This is a genomic window from Shewanella sp. ZOR0012 (assembly GCF_000798835.1).
In the GTDB taxonomy this organism is placed as follows: Bacteria; Pseudomonadota; Gammaproteobacteria; order Enterobacterales; family Shewanellaceae; genus Shewanella; species Shewanella xiamenensis.
Genome location: NZ_JTLE01000094.1, coordinates 3,898,276 through 3,925,161 on the forward strand (window position 1 = coordinate 3,898,276; position 26,886 = coordinate 3,925,161).

The following is a 26,886-nucleotide window of genomic DNA, read 5'->3' on the forward strand; positions in this document are numbered from 1 at the left end:
TGGTGCCCCGCATCGCAGATTAATAGTGTGTAATAAAGTCAGTCGACGCTTGGATGTCCGGCGTGAATGGGCGATCTTTCGCAACAAAAGGCACTTTCTCGCGGTAAGCCTTGTACATGGCTTGCGTCGCTTTACCAAGTTGTAGCTCAGGGTTCGCTTGTTTGCGTAAATCAATCGCTTGAGTTGAATGTAGCAGCTCTAAACCATAGATAACTCGCGTGTTATCCACGATTTGGATCAGGTTATCCGACGCTAACTTAAGGTTAGTGAAGGTATCTTCAATACCACCAGCGATAGAAATCCCATCGAAGGAGACTGGCGTCGCTAACTGCTTGTTACGCACTTGCATATCCACAAAGGCTTTTTGAATCGCACCAAAGGCATGGCCTTGGTTTTCAGGCGCACTTAGGAAGCGCGTCAGCTTAGTAAAGTGTTCATCGGACAAATGAATGGTCCGCATCACACTGTTATGGGACACATGGGTCAAGGCCACACTCAGGTTTTGCACCGCGAGAGCCACAGGCAGCGGCTCAAAGTTAGTGGTTGGGAATACACCACCCTGCCCTTCAACCAAATACTTAGCCACTTGTGGGAACTGCGCATACTGGTTTGAGGCACCCACAATTACTGCGGGGTTATCATCTGAATGGTTGATTTGGATATTGAGTACTTCATCCAATGAAGCTAAGGCCTGTTCGGCGCCAGCAAAAGTATAAGCTGTCGTTCTAAAGCTCAGCGGATCTTGCAAAGGACGCTCATCATTCAGCTGCCATAAATAGCTGCCATCGAGTTGTTTTAAAATGTCACTGGCGGCGGTTTTAATATAAGGGAATGGGCGAATATCATTGGTTTGTGGCAAGAATGGCGCCACGTTGCCGTTTAATCCCTCAAGGCTTAAGCCAAAGACGGTGGGCGACACGGCCAATAGGTGCTTCGCCTCGCGGTAACCTTGCATTGCATACGCCACTGCAAAGGCGTTGTTAGATAAAATCGACAGCGCATCTTTCCCCATTGGAACTAATGGTGCAATCCCTGCATCAGCCATCGCCTCTTTACTGCTAACACGCTGACCTTTATAGAATACTTCCCACTCGCCAACCATGGCTAAACCGACATGGGATGAGAGTAGAATGTCCGCCTCACCTACCGTGCCCTTGGCTGGGATCACAGGTGTCAACCCCTTGTTAAGATAAGCTTCATAAAGCTCTGCCACCACAGGCTGCACACCGGTTTGTCCGGCTAGCATAGTATTTAACCGCACAGCTAATGCCAAACGTGTTAAGCGGATGGGCGCAGCGTCACCCACGCCTGCACTATGAGCACGAAAAGTACTAAAGTTAAAACTTCTTGAGGCATCGAGTACTGCATCACTCAATTTGCCATTAGCATCGAACAGTTTGTGGTCTTTATTAAGTCCAACACCTACGGTTAGACCATAAACGGGTTTACCTAGACGTGCGGCTTCCATCAATAGCTCGTGTGCTTTCACTAATTGGGTTTTCGCTTGTGGAGCAATTTTTACTTTAGCGCCATCGGCAATTGCCCAAGCTTGGTCTTGGGTTAAATGTTTACCATCAAGCACGACTTGCTCCATCGCTAACGCACTGCCTGAGAGTAAGCTTAAGGTGAGTGAAGCCATCAACACTGATTTATTCATAATCATCTCCAACATTTTGTTATATTTAGTAAAATCTAGGCTTGCTTAAGTGTCACAGCACTCGCTGCGGCGCAGTTACGGCCAGCGTTACGCCCCGTCACCACCCCTTCAGCAACGGCGCAGGCACCTAATCGACTTGCACCGTGGATACCACCGGTAGCTTCGCCAGCGGCATATAATCCGGGGATGGCTTTATTGCTGACCAAATGCAGCACTTCGGATTGGGTATTTACCTTCACGCCGCCCATGCAGTAATGCACCTTCGGCCACATACGCACCGCATACCAAGGTCCTTTGTCTAGCACTATGGCCTCTTGCATTGGTCGATCGAATTCTTTATCTACACCAGTCTTAACCGCCTCATTCCAGCGCTCGACTTGCGCCTTTAACGCCTTAGCAGGCATGCCGTAAATAGCAGCCAGTTCGTCTAAGGTCTCGGCTTTGCTGATGACGTTATATTTCAGTCCCCAATCTAGGGTTTGCGCCTTGCTGGCACCGGCGGCATTAGTAAAGCCAATGGGGTAGACAGGCTGTCCCTTTTCATCTCGTCTGGTCATAATGGCGTCGGCCCGCGCCTTACGGTCGGCTAATTCATTGAAGAAACGCTCGCCGGTGCGTACATCGACAACAATGCCGTGGGGATAAGTGGCAATAGTGTTGAATTGTGAAGCCGTGCCAAACCCCTTCTCGTCAGGAGATGCCCAGGGACCGAGTTGAATTTGGTCTAAATGAATGGGATTGGCCCCAATCAGCATCATTTGCTTGAGTGCCTCAGAGGTGGCACCTGCATGGTTGGTTGAATCTAAATCACTATTTAACTCAGGTAATTGCATCATGCGGTATTCGATATCACGGCCAAAACCACCGGTCGCCATAATCACGCCGCGGCGCGCGCCGATACGGCGTATTTTACCCGTGCGCTCATTGGGAAAATAAAAACCTTCACGAACTTCGACACCGATCACCCGTCCAGCCTCATCTTTTACAAAGCCTTCGAGCTTGGTCTGATTTTTCATGACCACGCCCTTGTCACGCGCAGCTTTGATCAAGGGACGAATAATGCCTGCACCTGAGCTTTCGACGGTTTGCAGTACCCGTTGTACTGAGTGACCGCCAAAATGTTGTACAAAGGGCTTCCAGTGAACACCGTAATCAATTAGCCATTGGCAAGATTCTGCTGTGCCGTTGCACACCAGTTTAAGCATTTCAACATCGTTCATGCCGCGGCCTGCCCGTAACATGTCTTCGACCATGGCATCGACTGAGTCTTCAATCCCAGCCTGCTTCTGTAGGACAGAACCTGCTACCGCCATCGCACCGCCGTTGATGGTCGAGTTGCCACCAAAGACAGGCATTTTATCGATAATCATCACGCTCACACCGGCCTCTCTGGCTTGCAGCGCTGCTGACATACCAGCAAAACCGCTGCCAACAACCAGCACATCCACTATTTCATCAAAGCTGACAGGGGCCGAATTACAACTTGCTGTGGCAGGCAGCGCCATACTTGCCCCCAGCCCTGCGGCCATGACCATGCCTCCCTTTAGTAACTGGCGACGCCCCGCATTAATATCTTGGGTTTTACTCATGCTGATTTCCTTCAATAATCACTGGAACTTGTCAGCATGAAAGTGCAGGTGCTGTGCCAAGCACCTAAAAGGAGGTATTTAAGTGGTGAATTTTGATTGCAGGCACAAAATCACGAAATATAAAGATCTACAATCACGATACTTAGTGATCAACTTGAAATATCAATGGAAAAACACTTTTATTACGAATCAACCCTAAGGCTCTGTAGTAGTCTGCAACTGGAGAAATCCCTACAGAGCTACTTTGAGTTTATTCGGGATGAACTGCCCATTGATGGGCTATTTGTGAACATTTTCCGCAAACAATTTAATGATATACAGTTTATTGCCCATGTAGATGACACCCAATGTTGTACGCTCGATAAGCGTGTCCAAATTCCTGAAAAAATGGCGCAATACTTAGAAGATCCCGAGCGACCAAGGGTTAGAATTGTTAATGATATTGAGCATGATCCTGTTACTGCATTAGTCGCACCTCAGGTGATTAAAGATATTCGGTCACTGATTATCCTGCGAATGTCGATAGAAAATACTCATCTTGGAATTGTTGGCTTTTACGCCAAAACGACAGGGGTATTTAGACCACGCCATGCCGACTTAATTGCGCCGCATATGCAGAACTTAGCGCTGATCACGGCGCTAAATTTAAGGGATCGAAACTTACTCAAAGAAAATGAAGCGCTCTCAAAACAAAACGTCAGTCTGCGCCGCACTTTAGATATTCAAAATGGCGTGGTTGGTGCCAATTCGGGCCTAAAACAGGTGATGCAGCAGGTGCAATCCATCGCCAAAATCAACACCACAGTGTTAATGCTGGGAGAAACCGGCTGCGGTAAGGAAGTCATCGCCAACGCCATTCACGAGCTGTCGGAACGTTCGGGTAAACCTTTTATCAAGGTTAACTGTGGCGCTATCCCTGATACCTTGATTGACTCCGAGCTTTTTGGTTATGAAAAAGGCGCATTTACAGGCGCCGATTCGCGCAAAATTGGTTACTTCGAACAAGCCAACGGCGGCACAATTTTCTTGGATGAGATTGGCGAGCTACCGCTTTCAGCCCAAGTTAGACTACTCAGGGTTCTACAAAATAGTTGTATCACCCGTGTTGGCGGCCACGATGCAGTGCAACTTGATATTCGTATTATCGCGGCGACCCACAGAAACCTTCAAGCTATGGTGCACAGAGAAGTGTTCCGTGAAGATCTCTGGTATCGACTGGCGATTTTCCCCATCGAGATCCCGTCACTCAAACAAAGACGCACAGATATTCCTCTGTTAGTGCAACATTTTGTCGAGCAGCTCAGTGCCAAGTTTAATTTGCCGCAGTTACCAAGGATTGCACCAGAACAGTTGAATATCCTCAATCAATATGGCTGGCCCGGCAATGTGCGAGAACTTATCAATGTGCTTGAGCGCGCCATGATCCAGCATCCTGCAGGTCCGCTTGACTTTCGTTTTCTGGTTCCACAACACTGTGAAGAAGTGAAAACCCCATCAAATCAAACCGTGATTATCGATCCAAGCCATGCTAGCGATAAGTTGGTACCGCTGGATGTGATGACCAAAAAATACATCAACCATGCCTTAAGGATCACGGGGGGTAAACTCTATGGCCCGGGCGGTGCCGCTGAATTGCTTGATATTAATGCCAATACCCTGCGCAGTAAAATGAAGAAGTTAGGGATTGTTTAACTCTTTGAGTAGAAATGGATAGTTATAATAAAGGCCACAATCTGTGGCCTTTGATTTATGCTGCCGAATTAGTCGCTCAAGTCATTGAACTTAGAAGAAATAACGAATACCAACGGCGTAGTTGTTATCTTGTAGGTCTTCGTAGGCTTTATCGTCCATATCGCTGAAATCGATTTTGGCTTCGGCATACATGATAGTGTCGCGGCTATAGCGATAATGCAGACCAAGCACAGCAAACTGACGGGTCCATTTACCTTGAATTGCCGTGTTTTCATCGGTATCCAAATCTTGGTAAGTCAGCAATAGGCTAGGTACGAATCCGTTGTCATAGTGGTAGGCGACGATAAATTCAGCACCAGTTGAGTCGTACAGTTCGCCCCCCAATAACTCGTTTTGCTCACTCTTATGGGCGTTAAAACCAACATACAATCCCTTAGCATCACAACCCGGTGCATATTGATAGAAACTGCCGTATTGTGCGCCGATACCGATGATTTGGTTGGTGTTATCCACGTCTTTACCCGCAAGATTGCCAGTGAAGTCGCCACGGTTAAAACCTGCTAACACCTTAAATTTATCAGTGAAATAGTAAGTCGCACTCGCACCATAGCTTGGGTCGAAGCTCAGCTCAGAACCATCGTTTAAGGCGTGACCCTGGTTGTCATAAATTGCTACATCGCTATTTTGCTTAGAAGCGTATTGCACCGCGATATGTAGATTGCCAAAAGTATTACGGTATTGCAGCGCCGCATCGGCACGTCCAGCCCCCGTTAACCCACCATCACCGAAGGTATAAGCACCGACCGACCAGCCAGTAAACGCATTGAGCACATCCGTGGTATAGGCAACATCGTAGTAAGCTCCCCACTGCTTACCAAAGCTGAGGGTGCCCCATTTGTCGTGCGACATGCCAACATAACCTAAGCGGTTAAATAGGAAATCTGAGGTTTTTGAAGCGGATAATTGGCCGCCACCTTGGCCTTGGGTATAAATTAGACCATCGTCGCTGGTGACCATATTAATACCCCATTCAGTATGGGCAAAGGAGCGCCAGCCGTTTTTCTCTTGGCGGTCAAAACGAAATCCCACCCGGGAAAAGTTATCGATAACTGAGGTTTCATGACCATCATTTAACGCCGCAAAGCCTAACCACCCCATCATATTGACGCTATTGGTTTGATCGTTATACAGCTCGACCGCATGAGTTGTACCTGTGAATAACATCGCGGGGATCATCACTGCAAGCAATTTCTTTTTCATATCATCTATACCTATTCATTCCGCTAAATCATAAATAATCTTATGATTTGATTGGCTTATTATATTCTCCGGCCAAGGCAAAGCAGTTAGCATGCCACGGCGCAGAAAAGCTGAGTTTCGAGGTATTTTTTAGAAGTGGATCGGCCAATCACGAAATAACGTGATTGGCGGTAATTAAATATCGCGGAATAAATTAAATATCGTTACCAAATCGCGAACATTAGCGACAGTTTGATTACATTTGTGTCATCAGGCTTGGGCGGTCGCTTTGCTCGTTCGCCGTCTAGGGACGGTCGGTTTAGCTGTTGTGGATGTGGAAGATGCTGCGGCTGAATTTCTAGCATTTCCTTTTTTAGCGCCCGTTCCGGCTTTTTTCCCGCCAGCAGCGCCTTTGTTTCCAGCTTTTTGATAGCCGGACTTTTTAGCTGCTCGCTTAAAACCCTGTCCTTTTAAGCCATTGAGGGCTGAGGGTAATTGGGCGCCCGCATTTTCGATTAAGTGATTTAGCGTCCCCAGCAGTGGCTGCATAAATCCTTGATAAGAGATTTCCTTATGGCAGATGCCATTTAGGCTTGCCTCCCACAGCGCCGTCATATCGGGTGTGGTGGCACTAAGGGGTAAGCTATTGATTAAACCTTTACCCACCTCTGTTGCCACAATTGACTTGCCCTGACGCTGAATAAAACCCCGTTTAAACAACAGCTCAATAATGCCTGCACGAGTGGCTTCCGTCCCTAAGCCATCGGTTTCCTTTAAAATTTTGCGGATCTCGGGGTCAGTCACATAACGATTAATCCCCGTCATGGCGCTCAACAAGGTCGCATCGGTAAAGGCTTTAGGTGGCTGAGTTTGCTTCTCGACCAATTCACCTTGGTTGCAGTGAAGGATTTGTCCTAGGGCTAAAGGCGGTAAAATGCCACAAAACACCTCATCTTCTGCATCCTTATCGATACTTTTATCATCAGTATTTTGAAGCGATTCTCGCCCCGTAGACTCTTTATGTTCATCAGCTTCCCGTGCAAACAGTTGTTTCCAACCTAGGGATTTATCCTGTCTAGCCTTCGTTTTAAAGAGACCACCTTCAATGGTCACTTCGACCGCAGTTTCACTGTAGCAATAGGCGGGGTAAAACTGCGCCAAATACTGGCGGGCAATATGTAGATAAAGCTGCCTTTCCCGCTGGCTTAAACTGCCTAAATTGGACTGTTTTTCCGTTGGAATAATAGCGTGGTGGACATCGACTTTTTTATCATCCCACGCCTTAGATTTAAGCCGAGGATTCGGCGCCTCAGCGTGTGCGACTAACTCGGGCGCCCCCCCCATAATGGCAGCTAATACACTGCTTGCTAGACCATGTTGCTCTGTAGGTAAATAGCGGCTGTCAGAGCGCGGGTAGGTAATCAGCTTATGGCGCTCATATAAACTCTGGCAGGTATCGAGCACGTCCTTAGCGCTCATCCCAAACCGCTTGGCTGCATCAATTTGCAGTGCCGATAAGCTGTAGGGTAATGGCGGATTCTGCTGTTTATCCTTAGTGCTTAACTGGGTCACTTTGGCGGGTTTATCGGTGATCCGACGCACCACATTTTGTGCTAAGCCCTTAGCAAGCACTCGCCCTTCTTCGTCCATATAAGGTAAACAGGCTTCACTGGGTTGCCACTTCGCAGTGAAAGATTGTTGTTTATCCGTTACTAAATGCGCTAAGACTTCATAAAAGGGTTTAGATTGAAATCGCGCGATTTCCTCATCGCGGCGCACGATAAGCCCAAGGAGCGGGGTTTGCACTCGACCGACGGATAGCACGCCCTGATAGCCGACCTTTTTCCCTTGGATGGTGTAGGCCCGTGTCATATTCATGCCATAGAGCCAATCGGCACGGCTCCGGGCAAGTGCAGAAGTAGATAAAGGAATAAACTCACGGTTACTACGAAGTTGCGACAAGGCACGTTTCACCGCCTGTGGGTTTAAGTCGCTGATAAGGAGTCGCTGCGTTTGCTGTAATTTATCACCCGTCACGCCTAAATAGGCGATTACTTCATCAACCAATAACTGCCCTTCGCGGTCAATGTTACAAGCTTTATTTGAAAAAATATTTAAACAATTGTTTTTTATATAATTATTGAACATTTCACACATTCTTAGATTTTCATAAAAAATTAAAACAAGAAAACTGAATGTGACGAGCTTTCGCGCCCTATAGCTAAGAACTATTTACATGATAAATAGCATCAAATCGAGATTTTCAAGCGAAACCCACAAACAATAGCATAAGCGTCTAACCGTTCAAAACTTACCCGTTCTGGATACTTCTCTATTTTTAATACGCTACTTAGTGATAATCCCATTTTGTCCGCAATCTGCACACTACTTAAACCTGCGTGCCTCCTCATACCAATGATTGCTGCTGACAATTCCTCTTTGCGTTGTTCCGCTAAGTAAGTTCCTAACACTTCATCATTTTTAAAAGCTTCAGCTTTTAGAGCGGCGAAAGACCTACCTTTAACAGCATTCAACTTAGCCATAAAATCCCCATTTGATTTTGAAAATTTCCTAAGTCATCCATATCACATTTCTTGTATTCTTTTTAATGCAGCTAACTTACCTTTTAACAATAACATACGCATATTTCCTTCATTAACAAATTCTAAAATAGAGTTTGATATTTGAGGATATTGCTTCATTAAGCGCTGATATTCTTCAAGTTCAGACTCGACCACTCTTGACTCAGTTTCATACTCATTTTGGAGAGTTTGGATATCAAACTTAAATTGATTATACCTATTGATTTTGTTGAATTTTGACTCCATCGAATTCGTCTGAACGGCTCGAGTTTTCTTTATAAAATGAGTATATTTAAAAGTCAGTGATTTACTGTAAATAGCTTTCGTAGGACTTGGGTTAGCATCTCTAACTAACAAATTCTTCTTAACTAAACCGCAAATCTGCTTGTAAACGAGCACCCTAGCCTCGAAAGGGTCCCAGAATATATTGTTGCAAGCTAGCAGCTCATCACGCAATGAAGTCACTGTAAAATGGTTTAGGTTCTTTTCAATGAGAAGATAGTAAATATGCTCATTGAGTTTAATGGTTTGAGACATGAAGCGCCACCAAACAAAACTTAGGATTGCTAAGTATACTAATATCAGTAAAACTTAGACAATCTAAGTTATTCAAGGTGTCCTGATGAAAACTAAGTGGCTAAACCGAATCCAATCCCAGACAGGCTCAAAGAAGCTCGAAAGCGGGCTAATATGACACAAAAAGAATTGGGTATTCGTATTGGTATGGATCCAAGCTCTGCTAGCAGTAGGATGAATCACTACGAGAAAGAGAGGCACACTCCAGATGTTCAAACTCTTCAACGCATGGCTGATGAACTGGGTGTGCCTTTGAATTACTTCTTTTGCGATAGCGCTGAATCCGCAGAGCTTGCTTGTTTGATTAGCCGTTTATCTAAAGAGGATAAAAGAAAATTGATTGAACAGTTAAAATGTATTAGTTCAGACTAGAGCTGATCGTTTTGACCATATGTGTTGTATTATCTCCACTCGACACTAAACGATTCACTCAGAGTTTCGAACGTTGAGAGTTTACATTTCATTCCAATTATATAGGCTTTCCTTGAAGCTTTTGAGCCTTGTTGATAGTACCCCACAAAAGATTTATTCCCCAAAGGATAAGTAAGAAATATATAAACCATGCACCTAGTGCTGTATAGACTACCGAAGCAGTGTTTACATAATAAATAATTGTAGGAGAGGAATAAAGTTTCATACTAAACAGTCAAATAACCCTGTTCGTACCGTTTTAGATTAAACGTGATCAGAAATATAGATTCATACTAATTGCTAGTACCAAGTCAAAATCAAACCACAACCGAGTATTAAAGTATCATACTGGTTGTAACTCACTTTTGAGACATTTTTGTTTTAGAAATAACAGCGTGCCGATGTAATCACTGCCATTGCAGCATGCTAAGTCATACTTATGTTGAAATACAATCACCAAGCATAAGGGGTAAACAAGTCACTCCAAGGATACAAACTACCTACACGATAGCATGTAGTGATCCTCCAATACGTGCAACACAGCCTGATCAAGTCTGGTGAGGCGATGAGATGTATATTTGAATCTGTATTACTTGGGCATATCTAGCCGTTGTTCTGGACTTATTTTCCTACAAATACATAAATTGGGCATTGTCATTATCGCTTGATAGCGAACTGATATGTAAAGCCTTGGCTAAGGTGTCCGAGTTAACAAGAAAAACAGACCTCCAGTTGCGTTCAATTAAGGTACTTGCCAATAAAATCATGCAATGGCAAGGGTCTTTCGAATAGATAACCTTGAAAGTTATCAACTCCCTTTGAGATTAAATATTCATATTGCACTTTATTTTCGACGCCTTCAGCAACCATAGGAACGTGTAATCTCTTAGCTAGATCAATAATATTTTCTAAAATTTCAATCTTGTTGCCAGTATTGATGCAATCAATATAACTTTTATCTATTTTAATAAAATCAACATCCATTTGATGAATGTACTTCAGTGAGCAATGACCTGTTCCAAAATCGTCTATAGCCAATTTCAAGCCTCTAGGCTTTAACTCTGAAACAATACTGTTAATGATCTCACCATTGGGGAAAGCCTCTCTTTCTGTAACCTCTAAGATAAGAAAAAAATTTTTATTATTAAGACGGTCGAAAAAGTTGATGCAATTGTCATATAAAATTACATCAGCCAACTGAACTGGACAGATATTAAATGCAACATGTAAAGATAAACCACTCTTATCATTAAAATGAAAAAGTTCATCTATAACTTTTTCAAAAAGAATTGTTGTTATACCTTGTATTTGACCACTTCTTTCTGCAACTTCAATAAACTTATCTGGATATACAATCTCACCCGATTTCCTTACCCACCTCACAAGAACTTCAACGCCTATTAATTTTTTTTCAGCATTAAATACTGGCTGCAGATAAGGCTCAAACTCCCTGTTTTTAATGCCATTTCTAATGTTAAAAATCATTGTGTCAAATGATGATAATGAATTGTATATGCTTTTAGAAATCGTCAGTGAAAATAAAATCCACAACAATATGTATAAACCATATTCACTTATCAAACCGCTTGAATACATGTTAAAATCTAACTTGGACAGAACTTTTACATTATCAAATGATGTATCTTTACTTTCGAATGAAATTTTACTTGTTTGAGTTTTTTTATCATTAACAAGATAATTACCCACAGCTATATCTAGCTTGTAAACCTCTGTTGATGTATCGACAAGTTTTCTTATAAACTCAGGGTGCATTGCAAAGTAAATGCTTTTAGCATTATTTAACGCCTTACTTACAATAAAAACACCGTCATCATCTTGAATTTTAAGATTGGAAAATGGAGATTTCGGCAGATAAAATTCATTATCGTAAGATGATGAAGATTCTGAATCGTTTAACTTAATGATATTATCACCCGATAGAGTGCTACATTGTATTTCCATGTTCGAAACTATATTTACACTTCTCAAAAACAAATAACTATAGGTTAATTTATTTGATGCAGAAATAAATGCCTTACAACTTTTATGCTCAATAATCTCTTTTAATGATGGGAACATCTCATCATTAATTATAGATGAAAGATAATTTAATTCATTTATTATTGTTATAACTCTATTCTGATGTTGGTGTTTGAAATCAATTGAAGCAATTATAGAGATAAAAGCAACCCCAATAATAATGTTCAAGAATGTGAAAAACCGTAAACCAATAAAAGAGGATACTTTCATTATGGTTATGCTAATAGATGCCAATGATGTACATGATTATAGCAGTTTCGCGCAACTTGTTAACATCAAGTTCATTTAATGTGACATCACTCAACAAAATTATGAGGCACTTTAGCAAAGCTAATATCGATGGCAAATCCTTGTGAATCAAAAAGAAAACAATGATTCTCCCCTTACAATATAACTTTCTGTTTCAAATAATAGAGCACAGGAGCAACCCAGGCTGGAATAGTCATTCAAGCATAGAAAAAGCGACTAATAGTATCTTCTTCACCGTTTCAGGGGCCACACCACGAGCCAGCTGTGACGAAGCATTACTTAGCTGCGCATCGATATAGGTGGCGGCAAACTCTGATGACATGCCTACAGAAAACTCGCCTTTAGCCTTTGAACGCTCCACCCATTTCTTGTAAGCGGCTAATGCTTGTTCCTGAACAAAATCAATTTGTGCTCGTGTTGCGTCACCCAAATGCATTCGCGCTTCACGCATTTTTATCAAAAGGCATCCCTTTGGAGCTTCTTGGCGATCATTAAATGAAACAGCAAATGACACGAGGCGATCAAGTGTCTCTCGAAACGGCATTTCCGTATTTAACATCTGCAGTACTGGATTTAGAACCTGTTTCTGATACCTAAGAATAACAGCTTTCATCAAGCCATCTTCATTTAAAAATTCTCTATAAAGGCCCGGCTTCGATATTTCACATCTCCTGCAGATTTCATTTAGGGATACATTGGCAATGTCCTCTTCCCAATAAGAATTCATTGCCACGTCCAAAACGTGATCACGGTCTAGGGTCTTTGGCCGCCCCCTTGAGGGCTTATTTGGACTTGAGTTAATTTTATACCACCCGGTATTTTAATTTGACAGACTATTCTTCATTGCTTATTATACCAGCTGGTATTTAATTGGCAAATTGATTAGGAATGAAAAATGAGCGATACAAGAAAAAGCATAGTTATCACTGGAAGTAGCAGTGGATTTGGCCAAAAATCAGTAAAAGATTTTGCAGATAAAGGCTACCAAGTGTTTGCTACAATGCGTGGCCCAGAAGGCAAGAACGTTGTTGTTAAAGCAGCGTTGGAGGCATATAGTGATTTAATCCATGTTGTTGATATGGATGTTACCAACGATGAATCTGTGAAAACCGCTATTGCAAGCGTGTTAGATAAAGCGGGGAAAATTGATATTTTGCTAAACAATGCTGGCGTAATGTACCTTGGGATTACAGAAGCATTTAGTATTGCCCAAGCTCGCGAGCAGATGGAAACCAACTACTATGGTGCTATGCGTACTATTCAAGCCGTTTTACCTGCAATGCGTAAAGCAAAGTCAGGCCTGATAATCAACACCTCATCCATGGTTGGACAAATTTCAGCACCATATTTCTCCACCTACGCCGCAACCAAACACGCTTTAGAAGGCTACCTCCAAGGTTTACGTTACGAAGTGGCACCATTCGGCATTGATATCGCCATAGTACAACCAGGCCCATTCCCTACAGGTCTAAGTGCCGCAGGACAGCAACCTACACGCACAGACATACTAGACAGCTACGGCGAATTGGCAAATATTCCCACCGCTATGTTTGAGGAATTCGGTAAATTTATGCAGAGCGATCAAGCCCCTAATCCACAAATGGTCGTAGATGCTTATTTAACGCTAGCAGACATGCCTAAAGGCAAACGCCCAACACGCACTACAGTCGGTTTAGTTTGGGGTGTTGATAAAATTAACGCTGCTAAACAACCTATCCAAGACCGAGTTTTGACAGAAATGCAACTAGATAAGGTTCTAGGCGGCACTGACGTGTAATCATTATTATAAGGGGCAAGCTATTTTTGTCCCTGTTTCCATCAAATTATTCTAGAAGGAATCCAGTAATTCATTAGATCCTTTAAGGAGCAAAGACCTAATCGCGAAAGATCAATACAACTCTCAGATGCACAAAATGAGCAACGTAGTGAAGGTTTTAATAATAGCTGAGCGTGTCAACTCTTGCGAACTTTAGGAAAATAACGCGTTAGCCCGAAGCCATCGCAAAATGGCAGTATTTTGTGCATGAACCAGAGCAGTAAAGTTTTATTCACTGTAACGATTTTTGAAATCCTTAATGGTCAGATCATCCTTTTGGATATTCATTACTTTATGTATCTCAAACTATCAGACTAAGAAAGAGCTAGCCTTCGAGCCGTGGCAAGCTTTGGGGCATAAGGGATTTAGAAATGGCAGCGTACCTATGTGAGCGCTACCATTATAGTATGATACTTTAATACTCAGTATGAATCTTTATTACTCAGTATGAGACTTTATTCCTCTCCCACAATAATTAGTCCCCATATAACTGATAAAAACGCCAGTAGACCTAAACCAACAGCCACAATCTTGAGTTTCTCAATTGCTTGTTTCTTAAATGTCGATACTCGTGAGGTTAAAGAAAACTCTCCTTTCTCCAAGTTGATTTCACAATATCTACCACAGATCTTTCCATATAGTTCGAGTTTCAAAAAAGCCCCAGGCTCATTAATAAACCACTTAACCTCGTTAGGCGTTAATTCAGCTCGAGTTAGCCCACTTAACAATATTAATATTTCTGGATAGTTAGCATCTATGTCACTTGCAAGTACTTTAATCGCAGCATATCGGCTATGCAATTCCTTAGCTCTTTCACCTTTGATGTCTTTCAACTTTTGAAAGGTAACAAGAAATGTAACAATACTAACCATAACTCCCACAAGCCCTGCTATTGGAGTTATGTAACTATTAAAATCCATCTTAATACTCCTTTAGATAGTAGAAACTTAAGATAGTTAACGCCGCATTAAGTGAATCGCTATATCAACTCCCTCAATCAACACTAACCTAACGTGTAAATTTTAATCCCATTAGAGTTAAAAGATGCGTCACCATTAAAGACAATCGCAATACTTTTAACAGGTCTAGTCAGGGCAACATACAACTTTGCTCGCGAATCATTGGAGAGTGCTGCATTATTATCCTGAAACCATTTTAACATCGGTTCAGTAGGAAAGATGACCACACGTTCAAATGTTAGGCCTTTAGATGTACCAAAGGTAAAGACAGGATAACGTTCATCGACTGTACGCCTTTTATCCCAGCGCAACTGCACTGGGTTATACTTTTCTAAGTAGTTACTTACTAATTTTTCAGGCAGCAGGAAAACCCCATCGTGACCTGATATTTCACGAACATTAGAAGTTGAAGAGGCAAATGCTGGATAAAGCTTATTCGCAAAATCATTGATTTCATGAAAGCACCGAAAGTTCTCATTCAGCATTTTATCATCAACTGTAACCCCAACCGCCTTGTCATCAAAGAAATTTACAATGGCAGCTTTTTTATACTTCGCATTTTTCTCGGTATTTACAGTACTGTAGGTGGCCTGACGCGGATCGCCAACTAGCGTAATTTTAATGGGGGACCTGAATAGTGTTTGAAGAATTTCAAGATCGTAACCGGCGAGGTCCTGAACCTCATCCACATAAATTTCATTAAAGCACGATGCCAGTCGAGCGATGACTTTTCCACCTGACTTCTCATCACATCGAAGCGAGAGTTTGGCCATTTTATCGGAGTAAAGCTTAAAATCAGAACTGAAATAGTGCTGCCTAAAATCTTTCTCCCCCCAGTAGATGGGTTTACCCTTGATTTTATAGGGTTTTACACCAGATTTACTGTTGCAAAGAAGCATGCCCTTTATGTCATAGTCAAACAAACATCCCTGATAGGGTTTTATGTACTGGTCAACCCAAACTGGACACTTTTACTTGAGAATTCTCAAACTCTACAGGTGACAGATCGTCATTAGCAGAATGCAGCCGCTCCAAGTTGTAATATTTTATGTAAGCAGTCACATCTTGCTTCATAAACTCCCTTGTTGGTTGATTAACTTTAAAAATCCAATCGTGTTTTAAGCTGCCAAAGAATCGCTCAACAACGGCATTATCCCAACACGCCCCCACATCACCCATGCTGGCTCGGATACCATAGCTCGATAGCAGCCTACCGAATTGCTTACTGGTATATTGCGAGCCTCGGTCACTGTGAAATACCAACCCTCTAGCCGGTTGGCGCAGGTTGTAGGCTTTTATTAATGCCTTAGATATCAAATCCGTAGTCATGCGTTTGTCTATGTGCCATCCCACAATCCGGCGTGAATATAAATCCATCACCACAGCCAAATACATCCAGCCTTCACCCGTCTTTAAATAGGTCACGTCACCCGCCCAGACCTGATTAGCCGATACTGGATTAAAGTTCATGTTTAACAGGTTATCTGCCACTGCATCTGAGTGTTTCCGCTGCGTAGTCACCTTGTAAGCACGTCGCTGGGTTGCTTTGAGTCGAAGGCGGTGCATAATTTTACGAACGAGATAGCGACCAACCTGGTAGCCTTCCTTGCGCAATTTTTTCACCATTTCACGATTCCCTAAGCTGCCTCTACTTTGCTTAAATAGCTGTCGAACAAGGCGATAAAGCTTCAGTGTTTCAAGGCTTATCACGTTTGCAGGGCGTTTATGCCAATCGTAATAGCCTGATTTACTTACACTCATTACTCGACATAACAGTGCTACAGGAAACAGGTTGGATTGCCGTTTGATGAAACGAAATTTTACTTCATTTCTTTCGCAAAGAAGGCACTGGCCTTTTTTAGAATTTCTTTCTCCATTCGTAATTCTTTGTTTTCTTTACGTAATCGCTTTAATTCATCACGCTCAGACTCTTCTAAGGTAACACCTTGTTTCAGGGCTTCGTGTTTTTCCTTCCAGTTGTAAAGCAGGCTCGTGCTAACTCCAAGAGACTTTGCCGCATCGGCAACGCTATAACCTTGTTCTAGCACCATCAAGACAGCTTCATCTTTAAATGCTTGCGGATAACTCTTATGTGATTTCTTCAGACTCATATAGACCTCTTAATTTATTGACCATACTGTCTCAAAATTAAGTGTCCGATGGGATTAGACCAGAACAATGTGAAGGGTAATCATCCCAAGAATCTGCTAGCAGTTTCCCACGAGCAGCACGAAGTTTAACTGGATACCCCTTGCATTCAATCAAATGCATGAAGTAAAAACTTTTTTCTTGTTTAGTACTAAAATATTTATGGAAACCGCTACGAATAGTGGGATATCGCCACCATAAATATTTTGACTGTTCCTCATTAATAGTCTGTATGTAATGTGATTTTAGCTTTTTCATACACCCTCCAGGTTTACGTTACCTAGAAGGGGTCCTCTTCAAAATAGTTCATAGATTCACTCTCACTTATATAATGTATAAATCAGGCCTAATCCCAATCACATTCAGGACTCCCAAGCTCCGGACCAACTGGGGCACCTAACGCACCTTGCAACTTTCTCTTTTTGCACCATGCAATCGCAATTTTATCAAACACATCAGCAGGAATTTCAGCGTCTAGCTTTCCGAAAAATTTACCTTCGGCATTCGACTCATAAATTATTTTGAAATCAATAGGATTGGTTATCTCAATAACGGCAGGATTGTCATTATCCTTGTCGAAGGTGATTTCCTGATAAAGTCCAAAAAGCTCATTATCTTGATAGACCCACTCTTTGGTACTCATATATCAATACCTCAACTAATCGATTTCTTATGAGTGTAACACCAATTTATCAAAGTAAATTATCGCTTTATCTATTACTATGGTTTACCCAACTTGAAAACACTTTGTCATCCACCCTTATGTACTCTCTATGTTTTGGGACATAAGTGGGCTTGTAGTGGTCAAGTAAAATTTGCCACGGTTTTAGAGTCATTCCAATATAAACGTTCTGACTCATTTGGCGTTAACCCACCATTATATTGATGGGGTCTGGTCTCACTGTAATATCCAGTGATGTAATTTGTGATCTCTTTATCTGCTTCTGTAAAATTCCCATAACCACTTGCGGGTATCCACTCAGATTTCAAACTTCTAAAGAAACGCTCCATTGGTGCGTTATCCCAACAATTCCCGCGACGACTCATACTTTGCTCAATCTGAAGACGCCATATTAATTGTCTGAATTTCAAGCTCGTGTAATGTGAACCTTGATCGCTGTGATATATCACATTCTCAGGCTTACCCCTTAACTCAAATGCCATTTTCAAAGCTTTACAGGTCAGCTCACTATCTGGTGATAATGACAAAGCCCATCCAACAGGTTTGCGGGAAAATAAGTCTAAAACAACAGCTAGATAGGCCCAACGATTACCGACCCAAACATACGTCACGTCGCCACACCACACTTGATCTGGTTGAGTTACTGCAAACTGTCGATTAAGCGTATTGGGGATTGCAACATGCTCTTGTGTCGCTTTTCTATAAGAATGCTTAGGCTGCTGGCAGCTTAATAACCCAAGCTTTTTCATTAGATTACGGGCTCGATAACGACTGAGACCAATCCCTTTGTTAGTCACTAATTGCGCTATCGTTCGCGCACCGGCAGAGCCATGACTAATACGATGTGCAGCCTTCACTTCACTGCATAAAATAGTAAAGTCTGCATCAATATGTTCTTTTCTTTTTAGCCAATACTTATAGCTACTTCGATGCACTTTGAATGCATTACAAATTGTGAGAATAGAGTGGCTCTGCTTGAGTGCGCTGATTAGCGTAAATTGTTCATCGAGTCTGACATCAAGAGAGCGGTAGCCTTTTTTAGGATAAGATTGTGCTCCTCAAGACGAGCTATTTGCTTCTTCAGCTCACGGATTTCAATTTGTTCAGGGGTAATCGGAGATGCTTTTGGTGTGCCACCCTGGCGTTCTAGTTTTAACTGTCTCACCCATTTATCCATAGTGGACTTACCTACGTTCATCGCCTTTGCAGCTTCGATGATGCTATGGTTTTTATCGAGGACTAATTGGGCTGCTTCAAGTTTGAATTCAGCACTAAATGTTTTTCTGGTTGTTGCTCTCATGTATTCACCTAAAGTCATCTACGAGGCAATAATATCACCTCTATTTAGGTGGCCAAAATTAGTGTGCCACTACATGATGATTCAGATGATGAATTAGATATGAGCGTTGGAAGTTTGAAAGCAGAAGAATAGTCAAAGAGATCAAGAGTTATTTTCTCATTTTTAATTCCTAATACAATCTTTTGCGTTTCAATATCAGGTTCTAATAAATTCAATGAGTTAACGTAGCGTTTCACCTTGTTGATTGATACACCTTGACTTTGGATTGCTGAGAACGCGGCCGGTTTAGATAAGGCGAGCAACAATAGATCTGTAGTTGTTATGTGGCCAGTTAAACCCTCTAGGAGATCTTCTCGTGACGAATAAGGGCGAGTATCTGTTGAGCCTTGCCTTAATCCTTGTTTATCCAATCTTTTTTGCCTGACTTCACTCACTTTCCCATGAGGCTGGCGGTATTCAATGTGTTTTGGTAGAGGTCGATAAACATTTCTTAGAATATCAGATGGTTCCAAATTGAAAGACTCAAATAAGCCTGTACAGATTGTATTTGTTTTTATTAGTCCACTTAATATATTGTCATCATATAAATACCTATAGCGTCTATCTTTCGCGTCGTAGCCTGCAACAGATAGAGCCTGTTTACTTTTATCTGATAAATTAACACCTTGTGATTTCAGTGATTCAATTATAGGTGAAATAATATCCATATTACTCTTTATTCATTAAGTAGATGTTTTATGCGCTGAATTGACGCCGATTCCTAGATGGTACGGCCTGTTCTCTATAGACACTCTGTAGTATTACTAAAACTTGGTCAATCAGTGTGTATCACACCTAGCCTAAATTTATGATGCTGACTCTTAATGGGGCAAAAACGATTAAGGGCCGAAGGACCGCTACCAAATGCCGGCATACGCATTTAATATTGCTTTTCACTGAAAGCGGACATTACGCAAAGTGAAGCGTTTAAGCACGATGAGCAGCCTGCAAGTAGTTCAATTGTAGGTATTCATGCTCTAATAGTAGCGTTCGATACTAAAATAATAAAAAAACGGACTTTGGAAAAGGCATCAACTCTAGATTAGCCACAATATTTTTATCGTTATCTTCGAACCAACAAGATACAATGACCTCACAGGCAGGGGAATTGAATTATGGCAAGTGCTGACCAATTAAAAGCGCTACTCCAGTCACATTTGGAGGGCGACGAAAATCGTTTTTATTCCGTTGCCATGCAAGTGGCGGCTCATGAAGCAAAACGCGGCCACGGTAAGCTTGCCGAAGAGTTACGTTTGTTAGTTGATCAGGCAAAATCCCGCCGAACTGTATCCTCGGATAATAAAGCCGTACCTATCAGTAGGCCAAAAGGCGAGCTGGCCAATCTGCTATCTGTGAGTTATCCCAAGTCACGGTTGGGCGATATGGTACTGAACGGCGAACTGACCCAACAGTTGGAACGGATTATTCGTGAGCAGCGTCATGCTGCGGAAATCTTATCGCATGGTTTGTCCCCGAGACGTAAACTATTGTTAGTTGGCCCCCCAGGCACCGGCAAGACTATGACTGCATCTGTGCTTGCTGGTGAGCTTGGTTTACCTTTGTTTCAGGTTCGTTTGGATGGGTTAATCACCAAATTTATGGGCGAGACAGCTGCTAAGTTGCGGCAGATTTTTGAATCCACTCATCATGCCCGTGGTGTTTACTTTTTCGATGAATTTGATGCCATTGGTTCTCAACGTGGTTTGGCAAATGACGTTGGTGAAGTCCGGCGTATACTCAACAGCTTTCTGCAAATGATAGAGCAAGATGATTCACACAGTCTGATCATCGGTGCCACCAACCATCCGGACATTTTGGATAATGCGCTGTTCCGTCGTTTCGATGATTTGTTGCATTACGAACTGCCTGATGAAGCTCGTATTGCCAGCGTACTGAAATCTAGGTTATGCCGCATGGCAATCAAAAATACTTCTTGGAAACGTCTGGCAGACAAGGCTTTAGGTTTGAGCTATGCAGAGTTGACTCGTGCTGCGGATGAAGTGCTCAAAACTGCTCTGATTGAACGGGCCGATACAATTTCAGAAAAAGATGTTGCTCAGGCTATTGAAGAGCGCAGGAAACTATCCAATCGACTAAATAAAATCAATTAATAAAAACGAAAAGGACATTCCATGGCGGAAAGGGAACAGAACAACCACCCGCATTTCATCTTCCAAAATAGTGCTCAAGCAGAACCTTTTAAATCACCACCTATAGTTGTAGGTAGTTCGCAGATTCCCGCCAAAGACAGAAATGCTCACGGTGGAGGCCTGCTTGAAAAGCTCCATCAGCTAACTCCTGTACTGGCCGAAGCGGCAGATCTACAGCGAGAGGCAGGTGTTGGAGAAGGCATCGGTCTGCAAATTGAGTTTGAAAGCTTCCCTGATGTTGAGTTGGCCTTTGAATCTCTAGCCAGAGAGCGCTCTGGCATAGAGCTACGGAATGTCAGACAAGAGCACAATAAAACTTTCGCTACAGTGTTTGTTCCAGATGGAAAGCTGGAGTTTTTCGAGAAACTTATCACCGATTATTTGGACGAAAATAACGATAAAAAGAGCGGTCCTGCCCATAGCAAATTACTGAATGCTATTTCTGAAATTCGTGCAGCGACATTACAGGCCCTATGGACTGATACTCCAGATTCTATGCCGACGAGAGATGATGAGCATTTATGGTGGGAAGTTTGGTTGCCAACCAGAGGTGACAGGCAAGGGGTTGTAGATCAATTTAAAGGCATGGCGGCTGGACTAGGTTTTCGCAATGCGCCTGGAGTGCTTCACTTTCCAGAGCGCTCCATATTGCTGACATATGGTTCTGTCGAGCAAATGAAACGCTCAATGATGACTTTAAACAGCATTGCTGAGTTACGTCGTGCTAAGGAAACCGCAGAATTCTTTGATGCATTGACTCCGCAAGAGCAACCCGAATGGGCGGATGAATTAAATAGACGTCTAACACTTCCTGCTGATGGCGCCGATGCTCCATATATCTGTTTGTTTGATACCGGCATTAACAATGGACACCCACTACTACAACATGCTTTATCCAACGGCGATAAGCACACAGTTGATCCGGCTTGGGGTGTTGATGATTCTGAAGGGCATGGCACCGAAATGGCTGGACTTGCCCTATTCGGAAATCTGACGGATGTGCTTTCAGCTCCAGGGCCTATTAGGATCTCACACCGGTTGGAATCCGTTAAGCTACTGCATGAAGACGGTGCCAACGGTGGAGATGCTCAGCTTCATGGTTGTCTTACTTCCGAAGCGGTCGCACGCCCTACCATTACAGCTCCGGATCGTAACCGTGTTTTCAGCATGGCGATTACAGCCAGAGATAACCGCGATCGTGGGCGCCCTTCAGCCTGGTCTGCAACTATTGACCGACTTGCTTATGATGCAGATGCACAAGGTGAGACTCCGAAACTGTTTGTTGTGTCGGCAGGCAATATCAGAGACCCAAATGCATGGATGACATATCCTGATAGTAATACAACTGACGGTATTCATGACCCTGCACAAGCTTGGAATGCATTAACTGTCGGTGCAATGACCAACCTCGCAAGAATCACGGAAGCAGATGCGCAGCATTATTCCCCTATTGCAGAAATAGGTGGTTTAAGTCCTTTCAGCACGACTTCCCAGACATGGGAACCTCATTGGCCGTTAAAGCCTGATGTTGTGTTCGAAGGTGGTAACGCTGCAAAAGATACTTTAAGTGCATCTTGGATGAGCAGCTTAAGTCTGCTGACGACCCATGCAAGCCCAACAGAGCGCCTGTTTACAACGAGCAACGCCACAAGCGCGGCTTCTGCTCTTTGCGCTCGGATGGCCGCACAATTAATGGCTCGGTACCCAGATCTATGGCCTGAGAGTATTCGGGGTTTGATTGTGCATTCTGCTAATTGGACCGACGCGATGAAACGTATGTTTCTTCCAGCTCGGGGTGAGCCTACCAAAGCACAAACAACGCAATTAGTAAGGCATTGTGGGTTTGGAGAGCCTAGCATCGACAGAGCCATGTGGAGTGCTGATAGCTCGTTGACGATAATTTGTCAGGAATTTTTGCAGCCATTTAAGCGGGAAAAGGGAGAAGAGCCCAAGCTGCGCGATATGAATTTGCATCGTTTGCCATGGCCATTAGCCGAATTAGAGGCTCTTGGAGAAACGCATGTCGAGATGAGGGTGACACTGTCTTATTTTATTGAGCCTAACCCGTCCGCCAGAGGTGTTACCTCTCGATACAGGTATGAATCACACGGCCTTCGTTTCGATGTGAAGCGGCCGACCGAAAGCGAGGACGCATTTCGCTTCCGGATAAATGCAGCAGCCAGAGATGATGAAGAGCGAATTGTTAGTAACGATACAGACGCTAACTGGTTAATAGGAAAGAAAAACAGACATAAAGGCTCATTGCATTCAGATATTTGGGTGGGCAGCGCGGCAGAGTTGGCGAGTCGGGGCGTTTTAGCTGTTTATCCTTCACTTGGTTGGTGGAAAACAAGGCCTGCACTTGAAAGATACGGTCAGCGGGTAAGGTACTCTCTGATTATTTCTATTCATGCGCCCGAAGTAGATGTGGATTTATACACGCCAATTGCGAACATGATTGGTGTCCCAGTCGTTATCGAATAATCTAAAAAAGTTGGTGGCATAACCGTATAAGTGATTCGCCACCGCTCCCCTAGTCACCTTGTAACATACTCAAATTTGGTCAATCATGGAGAGTAAAGGTTAGTCGAGAGTCACACTGCTAACTCGTTTTGAGGCATAAAATTTTTTAGAAAAGGCAGCGTATCGATGAGATCGCTACCTTTTAGTATGATTCATTATTACTCTCCCACAGGTCTATCGCTCTTTAAATCCTCTGTACAAAACAACACCGGATGCCACAATAAGCCCAAGGGTAAACAACATGACAAGAACTGCCAGTATTTTAATACTCATACTAGACCTCCAAAATGGCTCTTTACCTCGATTGACCTAACTAAGCCTTGATTTAGTTACAAAATCATAAGCGTCTTTTAGAAATTGCACTTGGCAGATAAAAAAATGGAAATAAAAATGTATAAACAACAGCATATAATGCACTATGCGGTTTTTTTGAGGCGTAATACTTACAATACCCCCAATAACCTATCATCGTAAAAGTAAACGAAACGGAGGCGGCCACGAGATAGTTTATCGATAGGGTTACATCTGACTCCTGAATCGCAAGCCAAGCAAAACCCAGCATACTACATGAGATAATTAAACACGGTAACGCATGGGCCCCAAATGCATTAAACCTATTTCGATTCATAAACCATTTTCCCTAATTTATATACGCCACATATGTCAATGAATCACAGTGTAATGATATTGAGCAAAATTTAGCTAGGAGAAAATGTCGTAACAAACTTGATTTTTAAACTAAATCATATTGAGATCCGCTATAAGTATACCGGAGTGCAGGCAGAACCAGAACTGAAGCAGCAAATCTCACTTGGCAATGTAATTAAGATGCGCCTATGGCAAGAGTGTCCTTATGTCGCAGCCTAAGGCTTCTGCCAGTTGATATGCCTTTTCGAGCGTGATGTTTACCTCTCCACGCTCTATTCGCCCCATATAACTGCGGTCTATCTCTGTTAGTAGCGCAATTTTTTCTTGGGAAATGCCTCGCCGTTTACGCTCTTCTCGTAATTTAGCCCCAAATTGGATTGCTAAGTCTTTCATTTTTCATCTCGTTAAAGAGAAAGACTATCCAAAGTTGCGGCTTATAATGCCACGGATTATAATCCGCATTTGTGCAAACAATGCTCTTATAATGCCTAGTTAGAGCACTAAACAACCTCTTGCGAGAACGTCATGTCTAAAGCCTCAATCAAAATATGCCCGACTTTGCATACCATTCTCCAAGACGAGAGCTTCAACAATTTTCAAATTAAAAGTTTACGCGACGCTTATCTTGCAGCTTCGACTAGCTGTATAACTGTCAGTAAAACTTACAATTTCATTTATCAACAGGTCCACAGACTCGTGAAAAAGGGGCTCTTAGATAAAAATGTGGACCCACAATCGAACGAAACGACTTATCAAAAGACAACGAATTTTTTCCAAGCGAATTTCATCCTGCAAAGCGCAAAAAAATCCGAAGCCGTAGAGGTAACACCTACAAATAGAGAAAAGCATAATACTATTAAACAATTAGAAGAGCGGCTCAAGCAGTCAGAAATCGATTTACTTACGAGCATAGGTGAGTCGGAAGAGTATATGCGCTTATACCAATCCTTTCCTGAAATGAAAGCTCATCTCGAATCACAGTATTTGTTGGCTCGTGAAACTAGCTCAAAACTGCTAGGTCAAATCAAAGCGATTAAATCAGCTATTACCCATCAACAAAAGTAACTCAATGCAACTTAGACAATGGCAATCTGAGTGCGTCAAACGCGCTCTAAGGCACTTTCATGGTGCTCACAAACATTTCCTTTGCTTAGCAACACCTGGTGCAGGCAAATCAATTATGGCCGCCGAAGTTGCTGCGAAACTATTTGAGGATGGTCTAATCGATTTTGTGTTGTGCTTCTCTCCATCAGTAAATATCTCTCAAGGGTTGAAACAGACATTTTCCAATCGTTTGGAGTGCCGATTTGATGGCGTGATAGGTTCAGTCGGTTGCTCTTATACTTATCAGGGGATGTTGGCCTTTAAAGAGGATTTCTGGCAATTACTGAGAAGGAATAGGGTTCTTGTTGTCTTTGATGAGATCCATCATTGTGCTGGGAGCTCTCTTGAAGATGCAAACGCATGGGGGGAAGAAATCCTACTCAACATACAGGCCCAAGCGCAGTACACTCTAGCGTTAACGGGCACGCCTTGGCGCTCTGACCAAGCACCGATTGCTTTATCTCGATACACAGATCCAGATAACCAAATTCAATGTGACTATGTGTATGGCCTTAAGGAAGCCGTTGCCGATGGTGTATGCCGTAGCCCTCACATTGTACTAATCGATAACGACAAAATTTCAGTTACAGACGAAGAAAACGAAACAAAGACTTATGGCTCTTTGGATGAGTTATTGAAACGTTCATCAATCTTATATCAGTCGATCATCGAGAATCATGAGGCGATTCATTATATCTTAGCGTTAGCAACAAACAAATTAAGAGCCATAAAACAGTCCAACCCTAATGCAGCCGGACTTATTGTCGCATCATCTGTATCACACGCAGCAGATATCTTTAACACACTCACAAAAGAGTTTAATGAGACAGCTCAGATAGTTACCTATAAAGAGGATGATCCATCTGCCAAGATAAATAAATTCAGAAACAGCACAACTAACTGGATCGTGAGTGTAGGCATGATAAGTGAGGGAACTGATATCCCTCGCCTGCAGGTTTGTTGCCACCTTAGTCGAGTAAAAACTGAGCTTTACTTTAGACAGGTTTTAGGTCGTATTTTACGCACTAATGATTCGCTTAATCAGCAAGCTTGGCTATACACCTTTGCTGAACCAAAACTTGTAGAATTTGCCAGTCGAATAGCAGAAGAAATACCTGATATTCCAGTGATATTTAGCGAGCCAATTGAGATAAAGCTCAAGCAAGAGTTACCGGAGTTCCATGATATGGCAGTGAAAACGCTGCCACCGACTAACAGCAATATTTTCAATATTGGCAGACAATACCTCGATAAACAGACAAAATCATATTCTGTAGAGCTTTCATCGAGGGAGTTTTTAGGTACACCAACATCATTATCATTCGAACTCTTAGGTGGCTTTAGAGAAAAAGTTGTCTCAACTTTTAACTCTCCGTTTTAAGCCCTCACAACAAAGTATGGTGACAGTGTAGTGGTCAACTAAATTTGGCCACAGCTTTAGAATCTTCCCAAAATCTTCGCTCTGATTCATTTGGGCTCAAT

At 42.7% G+C, this 26,886-nt stretch carries 21 protein-coding genes and 2 pseudogenes; 8 read left to right on the top strand and 15 right to left on the bottom strand.

Going from position 1 to position 26,886, the window contains the following annotated elements; genetic code table 11:
* Positions 1 to 19: 19 nt before the first annotated feature.
* Positions 20 to 1,657, bottom strand: a complete 1,638-nt coding sequence (locus L976_RS18745; RefSeq protein ID WP_047539248.1) for an HAL/PAL/TAL family ammonia-lyase — start codon at positions 1,655 to 1,657, stop codon at positions 20 to 22.
* Between the two features lie 35 nt (positions 1,658 to 1,692).
* A complete protein-coding gene (locus L976_RS18750; protein ID WP_047539251.1) occupies positions 1,693 to 3,246 on the bottom strand; it encodes a flavocytochrome c in 1,554 nt (517 codons plus the stop codon).
* A 165-nt stretch (positions 3,247 to 3,411) separates the two neighbouring features.
* Between L976_RS18750 and L976_RS18755 the strand changes: the two genes are divergently transcribed.
* Positions 3,412 to 4,938, top strand: a complete 1,527-nt coding sequence (locus L976_RS18755; RefSeq protein WP_047539254.1) for a sigma-54 interaction domain-containing protein — start codon at positions 3,412 to 3,414, stop codon at positions 4,936 to 4,938.
* A gap of 90 nt (positions 4,939 to 5,028) precedes the next feature.
* Here the strand turns inward: L976_RS18755 and L976_RS18760 are convergent, their stop codons facing one another.
* The 4 genes and pseudogenes from L976_RS18760 to L976_RS22475 all read right to left on the bottom strand — a co-directional run bounded on the left by L976_RS18760 (position 5,029) and on the right by L976_RS22475 (position 9,296).
* Entirely contained in the window at positions 5,029 to 6,198 is a 1,170-nt protein-coding gene (locus tag L976_RS18760) for a porin (protein WP_047539256.1), read from the bottom strand.
* Positions 6,199 to 6,447: 249 nt separating this feature from the next.
* A pseudogene (locus L976_RS18765) lies at positions 6,448 to 8,262 on the bottom strand (DNA topoisomerase III); the annotation flags it as partial.
* 164 nt (positions 8,263 to 8,426) lie between these two features.
* A complete protein-coding gene (locus L976_RS18770; RefSeq protein WP_047539258.1) occupies positions 8,427 to 8,720 on the bottom strand; it encodes a helix-turn-helix domain-containing protein in 294 nt (97 codons plus the stop codon).
* A 42-nt stretch (positions 8,721 to 8,762) separates the two neighbouring features.
* The gene (locus L976_RS22475; protein ID WP_052184030.1) at positions 8,763 to 9,296 is read right to left on the bottom strand and encodes a hypothetical protein; all 534 of its coding nucleotides are present in this window, start codon (positions 9,294 to 9,296) and stop codon (positions 8,763 to 8,765) included.
* 96 nt (positions 9,297 to 9,392) lie between these two features.
* Here L976_RS22475 and L976_RS18780 point away from each other — a divergent pair, with 96 nt between their 5' ends.
* Together L976_RS18780 and L976_RS23690 are read left to right on the top strand one after the other, a co-directional pair.
* On the top strand, positions 9,393 to 9,707 hold the full coding sequence (locus L976_RS18780) for a helix-turn-helix domain-containing protein (RefSeq protein WP_047539261.1): 315 nt from the start codon (positions 9,393 to 9,395) through the stop codon (positions 9,705 to 9,707).
* A gap of 576 nt (positions 9,708 to 10,283) precedes the next feature.
* Positions 10,284 to 10,472, top strand: a pseudogene (locus tag L976_RS23690) (DDE-type integrase/transposase/recombinase); the annotation flags it as partial.
* A gap of 12 nt (positions 10,473 to 10,484) precedes the next feature.
* On the opposite strand, the gene L976_RS22480 reads toward L976_RS23690, so the two are convergent.
* A complete protein-coding gene (locus tag L976_RS22480) occupies positions 10,485 to 11,996 on the bottom strand; it encodes an EAL domain-containing protein (RefSeq protein WP_052184031.1) in 1,512 nt (503 codons plus the stop codon).
* 232 nt (positions 11,997 to 12,228) lie between these two features.
* A complete protein-coding gene (locus L976_RS18790; protein WP_047539264.1) occupies positions 12,229 to 12,762 on the bottom strand; it encodes a TetR/AcrR family transcriptional regulator in 534 nt (177 codons plus the stop codon).
* A 168-nt stretch (positions 12,763 to 12,930) separates the two neighbouring features.
* Here L976_RS18790 and L976_RS18795 point away from each other — a divergent pair, with 168 nt between their 5' ends.
* Positions 12,931 to 13,812, top strand: coding sequence for an SDR family oxidoreductase (locus tag L976_RS18795; protein ID WP_047539267.1), 882 nt, complete (start codon positions 12,931 to 12,933; stop codon positions 13,810 to 13,812).
* Between the two features lie 494 nt (positions 13,813 to 14,306).
* On the opposite strand, the gene L976_RS18800 is transcribed toward L976_RS18795, so the two are convergent.
* The 6 genes from L976_RS18800 to L976_RS18840 form a co-directional block, all read right to left on the bottom strand.
* A complete protein-coding gene (locus tag L976_RS18800; RefSeq protein WP_052184032.1) occupies positions 14,307 to 14,771 on the bottom strand; it encodes a hypothetical protein in 465 nt (154 codons plus the stop codon).
* An 83-nt stretch (positions 14,772 to 14,854) separates the two neighbouring features.
* The gene (locus L976_RS18805) at positions 14,855 to 15,733 is read right to left on the bottom strand and encodes a UvrD-helicase domain-containing protein (RefSeq protein ID WP_197062288.1); all 879 of its coding nucleotides are present in this window, start codon (positions 15,731 to 15,733) and stop codon (positions 14,855 to 14,857) included.
* A 28-nt stretch (positions 15,734 to 15,761) separates the two neighbouring features.
* A protein-coding gene (locus L976_RS18810; protein ID WP_156143155.1) for an IS3 family transposase occupies positions 15,762 to 16,921 on the bottom strand; the annotation gives its coding sequence in 2 pieces (ribosomal slippage) (positions 15,762 to 16,672 and positions 16,672 to 16,921; 1,161 coding nt in all).
* A gap of 383 nt (positions 16,922 to 17,304) precedes the next feature.
* Complete coding sequence (locus L976_RS18825; RefSeq protein WP_047539273.1) at positions 17,305 to 17,601, bottom strand: hypothetical protein; 297 nt, start codon at positions 17,599 to 17,601, stop codon at positions 17,305 to 17,307.
* A 161-nt stretch (positions 17,602 to 17,762) separates the two neighbouring features.
* Positions 17,763 to 18,940 (bottom strand): IS3-like element ISSba5 family transposase gene (locus L976_RS18830; RefSeq protein ID WP_156143208.1). Its coding sequence is split into 2 segments (ribosomal slippage): positions 17,763 to 18,682 and positions 18,682 to 18,940, totalling 1,179 coding nucleotides; the frame shifts between segments, so codons are not numbered across the junction.
* A 44-nt stretch (positions 18,941 to 18,984) separates the two neighbouring features.
* On the bottom strand, positions 18,985 to 19,647 hold the full coding sequence (locus L976_RS18840; RefSeq protein WP_047539279.1) for a Clp protease N-terminal domain-containing protein: 663 nt from the start codon (positions 19,645 to 19,647) through the stop codon (positions 18,985 to 18,987).
* Between the two features lie 447 nt (positions 19,648 to 20,094).
* Here L976_RS18840 and L976_RS18845 point away from each other — a divergent pair, with 447 nt between their 5' ends.
* Positions 20,095 to 21,090 (top strand): AAA family ATPase, encoded by a 996-nt coding sequence (locus tag L976_RS18845; protein WP_037425915.1) that lies wholly within the window; start codon positions 20,095 to 20,097, stop codon positions 21,088 to 21,090.
* A 21-nt stretch (positions 21,091 to 21,111) separates the two neighbouring features.
* Positions 21,112 to 23,613, top strand: coding sequence for a S8 family peptidase (locus tag L976_RS18850; protein WP_047539282.1), 2,502 nt, complete (start codon positions 21,112 to 21,114; stop codon positions 23,611 to 23,613).
* A gap of 873 nt (positions 23,614 to 24,486) precedes the next feature.
* Here the strand turns inward: L976_RS18850 and L976_RS18855 are convergent.
* Positions 24,487 to 24,693: a helix-turn-helix domain-containing protein gene (locus L976_RS18855; protein WP_037425910.1), complete on the bottom strand. Its 207-nt coding sequence runs from the start codon at positions 24,691 to 24,693 to the stop codon at positions 24,487 to 24,489.
* A gap of 132 nt (positions 24,694 to 24,825) precedes the next feature.
* Between L976_RS18855 and L976_RS18860 the strand changes: the two genes are divergently transcribed.
* Both L976_RS18860 and L976_RS18865 read left to right on the top strand, forming a co-directional pair.
* Positions 24,826 to 25,365 carry a hypothetical protein gene (locus L976_RS18860; protein ID WP_037425907.1) on the top strand — a complete coding sequence of 180 codons (540 nt, stop codon included), beginning with the start codon at positions 24,826 to 24,828 and terminating at the stop codon, positions 25,363 to 25,365.
* Between the two features lie 4 nt (positions 25,366 to 25,369).
* Entirely contained in the window at positions 25,370 to 26,785 is a 1,416-nt protein-coding gene (locus tag L976_RS18865; RefSeq protein ID WP_047539286.1) for a DEAD/DEAH box helicase, read from the top strand.
* Positions 26,786 to 26,886 lie beyond the last annotated feature (101 nt).

Coding starts and splice junctions, on each gene's coding strand:
- L976_RS18745 (WP_047539248.1), bottom strand. CDS start 1,657: ATGAATAAATCAGTGTTGATGGCTTCACTCACCTTAAGCTTACTCTCA.
- L976_RS18750 (WP_047539251.1), bottom strand. CDS start 3,246: ATGAGTAAAACCCAAGATATTAATGCGGGGCGTCGCCAGTTACTAAAG.
- L976_RS18755 (WP_047539254.1), top strand. CDS start 3,412: ATGGAAAAACACTTTTATTACGAATCAACCCTAAGGCTCTGTAGTAGT.
- L976_RS18760 (WP_047539256.1), bottom strand. CDS start 6,198: ATGAAAAAGAAATTGCTTGCAGTGATGATCCCCGCGATGTTATTCACA.
- L976_RS18770 (WP_047539258.1), bottom strand. CDS start 8,720: ATGGCTAAGTTGAATGCTGTTAAAGGTAGGTCTTTCGCCGCTCTAAAA.
- L976_RS22475 (WP_052184030.1), bottom strand. CDS start 9,296: ATGTCTCAAACCATTAAACTCAATGAGCATATTTACTATCTTCTCATT.
- L976_RS22480 (WP_052184031.1), bottom strand. CDS start 11,996: ATGAAAGTATCCTCTTTTATTGGTTTACGGTTTTTCACATTCTTGAAC.
- L976_RS18790 (WP_047539264.1), bottom strand. CDS start 12,762: ATGAATTCTTATTGGGAAGAGGACATTGCCAATGTATCCCTAAATGAA.
- L976_RS18795 (WP_047539267.1), top strand. CDS start 12,931: ATGAGCGATACAAGAAAAAGCATAGTTATCACTGGAAGTAGCAGTGGA.
- L976_RS18800 (WP_052184032.1), bottom strand. CDS start 14,771: ATGGATTTTAATAGTTACATAACTCCAATAGCAGGGCTTGTGGGAGTT.
- L976_RS18825 (WP_047539273.1), bottom strand. CDS start 17,601: ATGAGTACCAAAGAGTGGGTCTATCAAGATAATGAGCTTTTTGGACTT.
- L976_RS18840 (WP_047539279.1), bottom strand. CDS start 19,647: ATGGATATTATTTCACCTATAATTGAATCACTGAAATCACAAGGTGTT.
- L976_RS18845 (WP_037425915.1), top strand. CDS start 20,095: ATGGCAAGTGCTGACCAATTAAAAGCGCTACTCCAGTCACATTTGGAG.
- L976_RS18850 (WP_047539282.1), top strand. CDS start 21,112: ATGGCGGAAAGGGAACAGAACAACCACCCGCATTTCATCTTCCAAAAT.
- L976_RS18855 (WP_037425910.1), bottom strand. CDS start 24,693: ATGAAAGACTTAGCAATCCAATTTGGGGCTAAATTACGAGAAGAGCGT.
- L976_RS18860 (WP_037425907.1), top strand. CDS start 24,826: ATGTCTAAAGCCTCAATCAAAATATGCCCGACTTTGCATACCATTCTC.
- L976_RS18865 (WP_047539286.1), top strand. CDS start 25,370: ATGCAACTTAGACAATGGCAATCTGAGTGCGTCAAACGCGCTCTAAGG.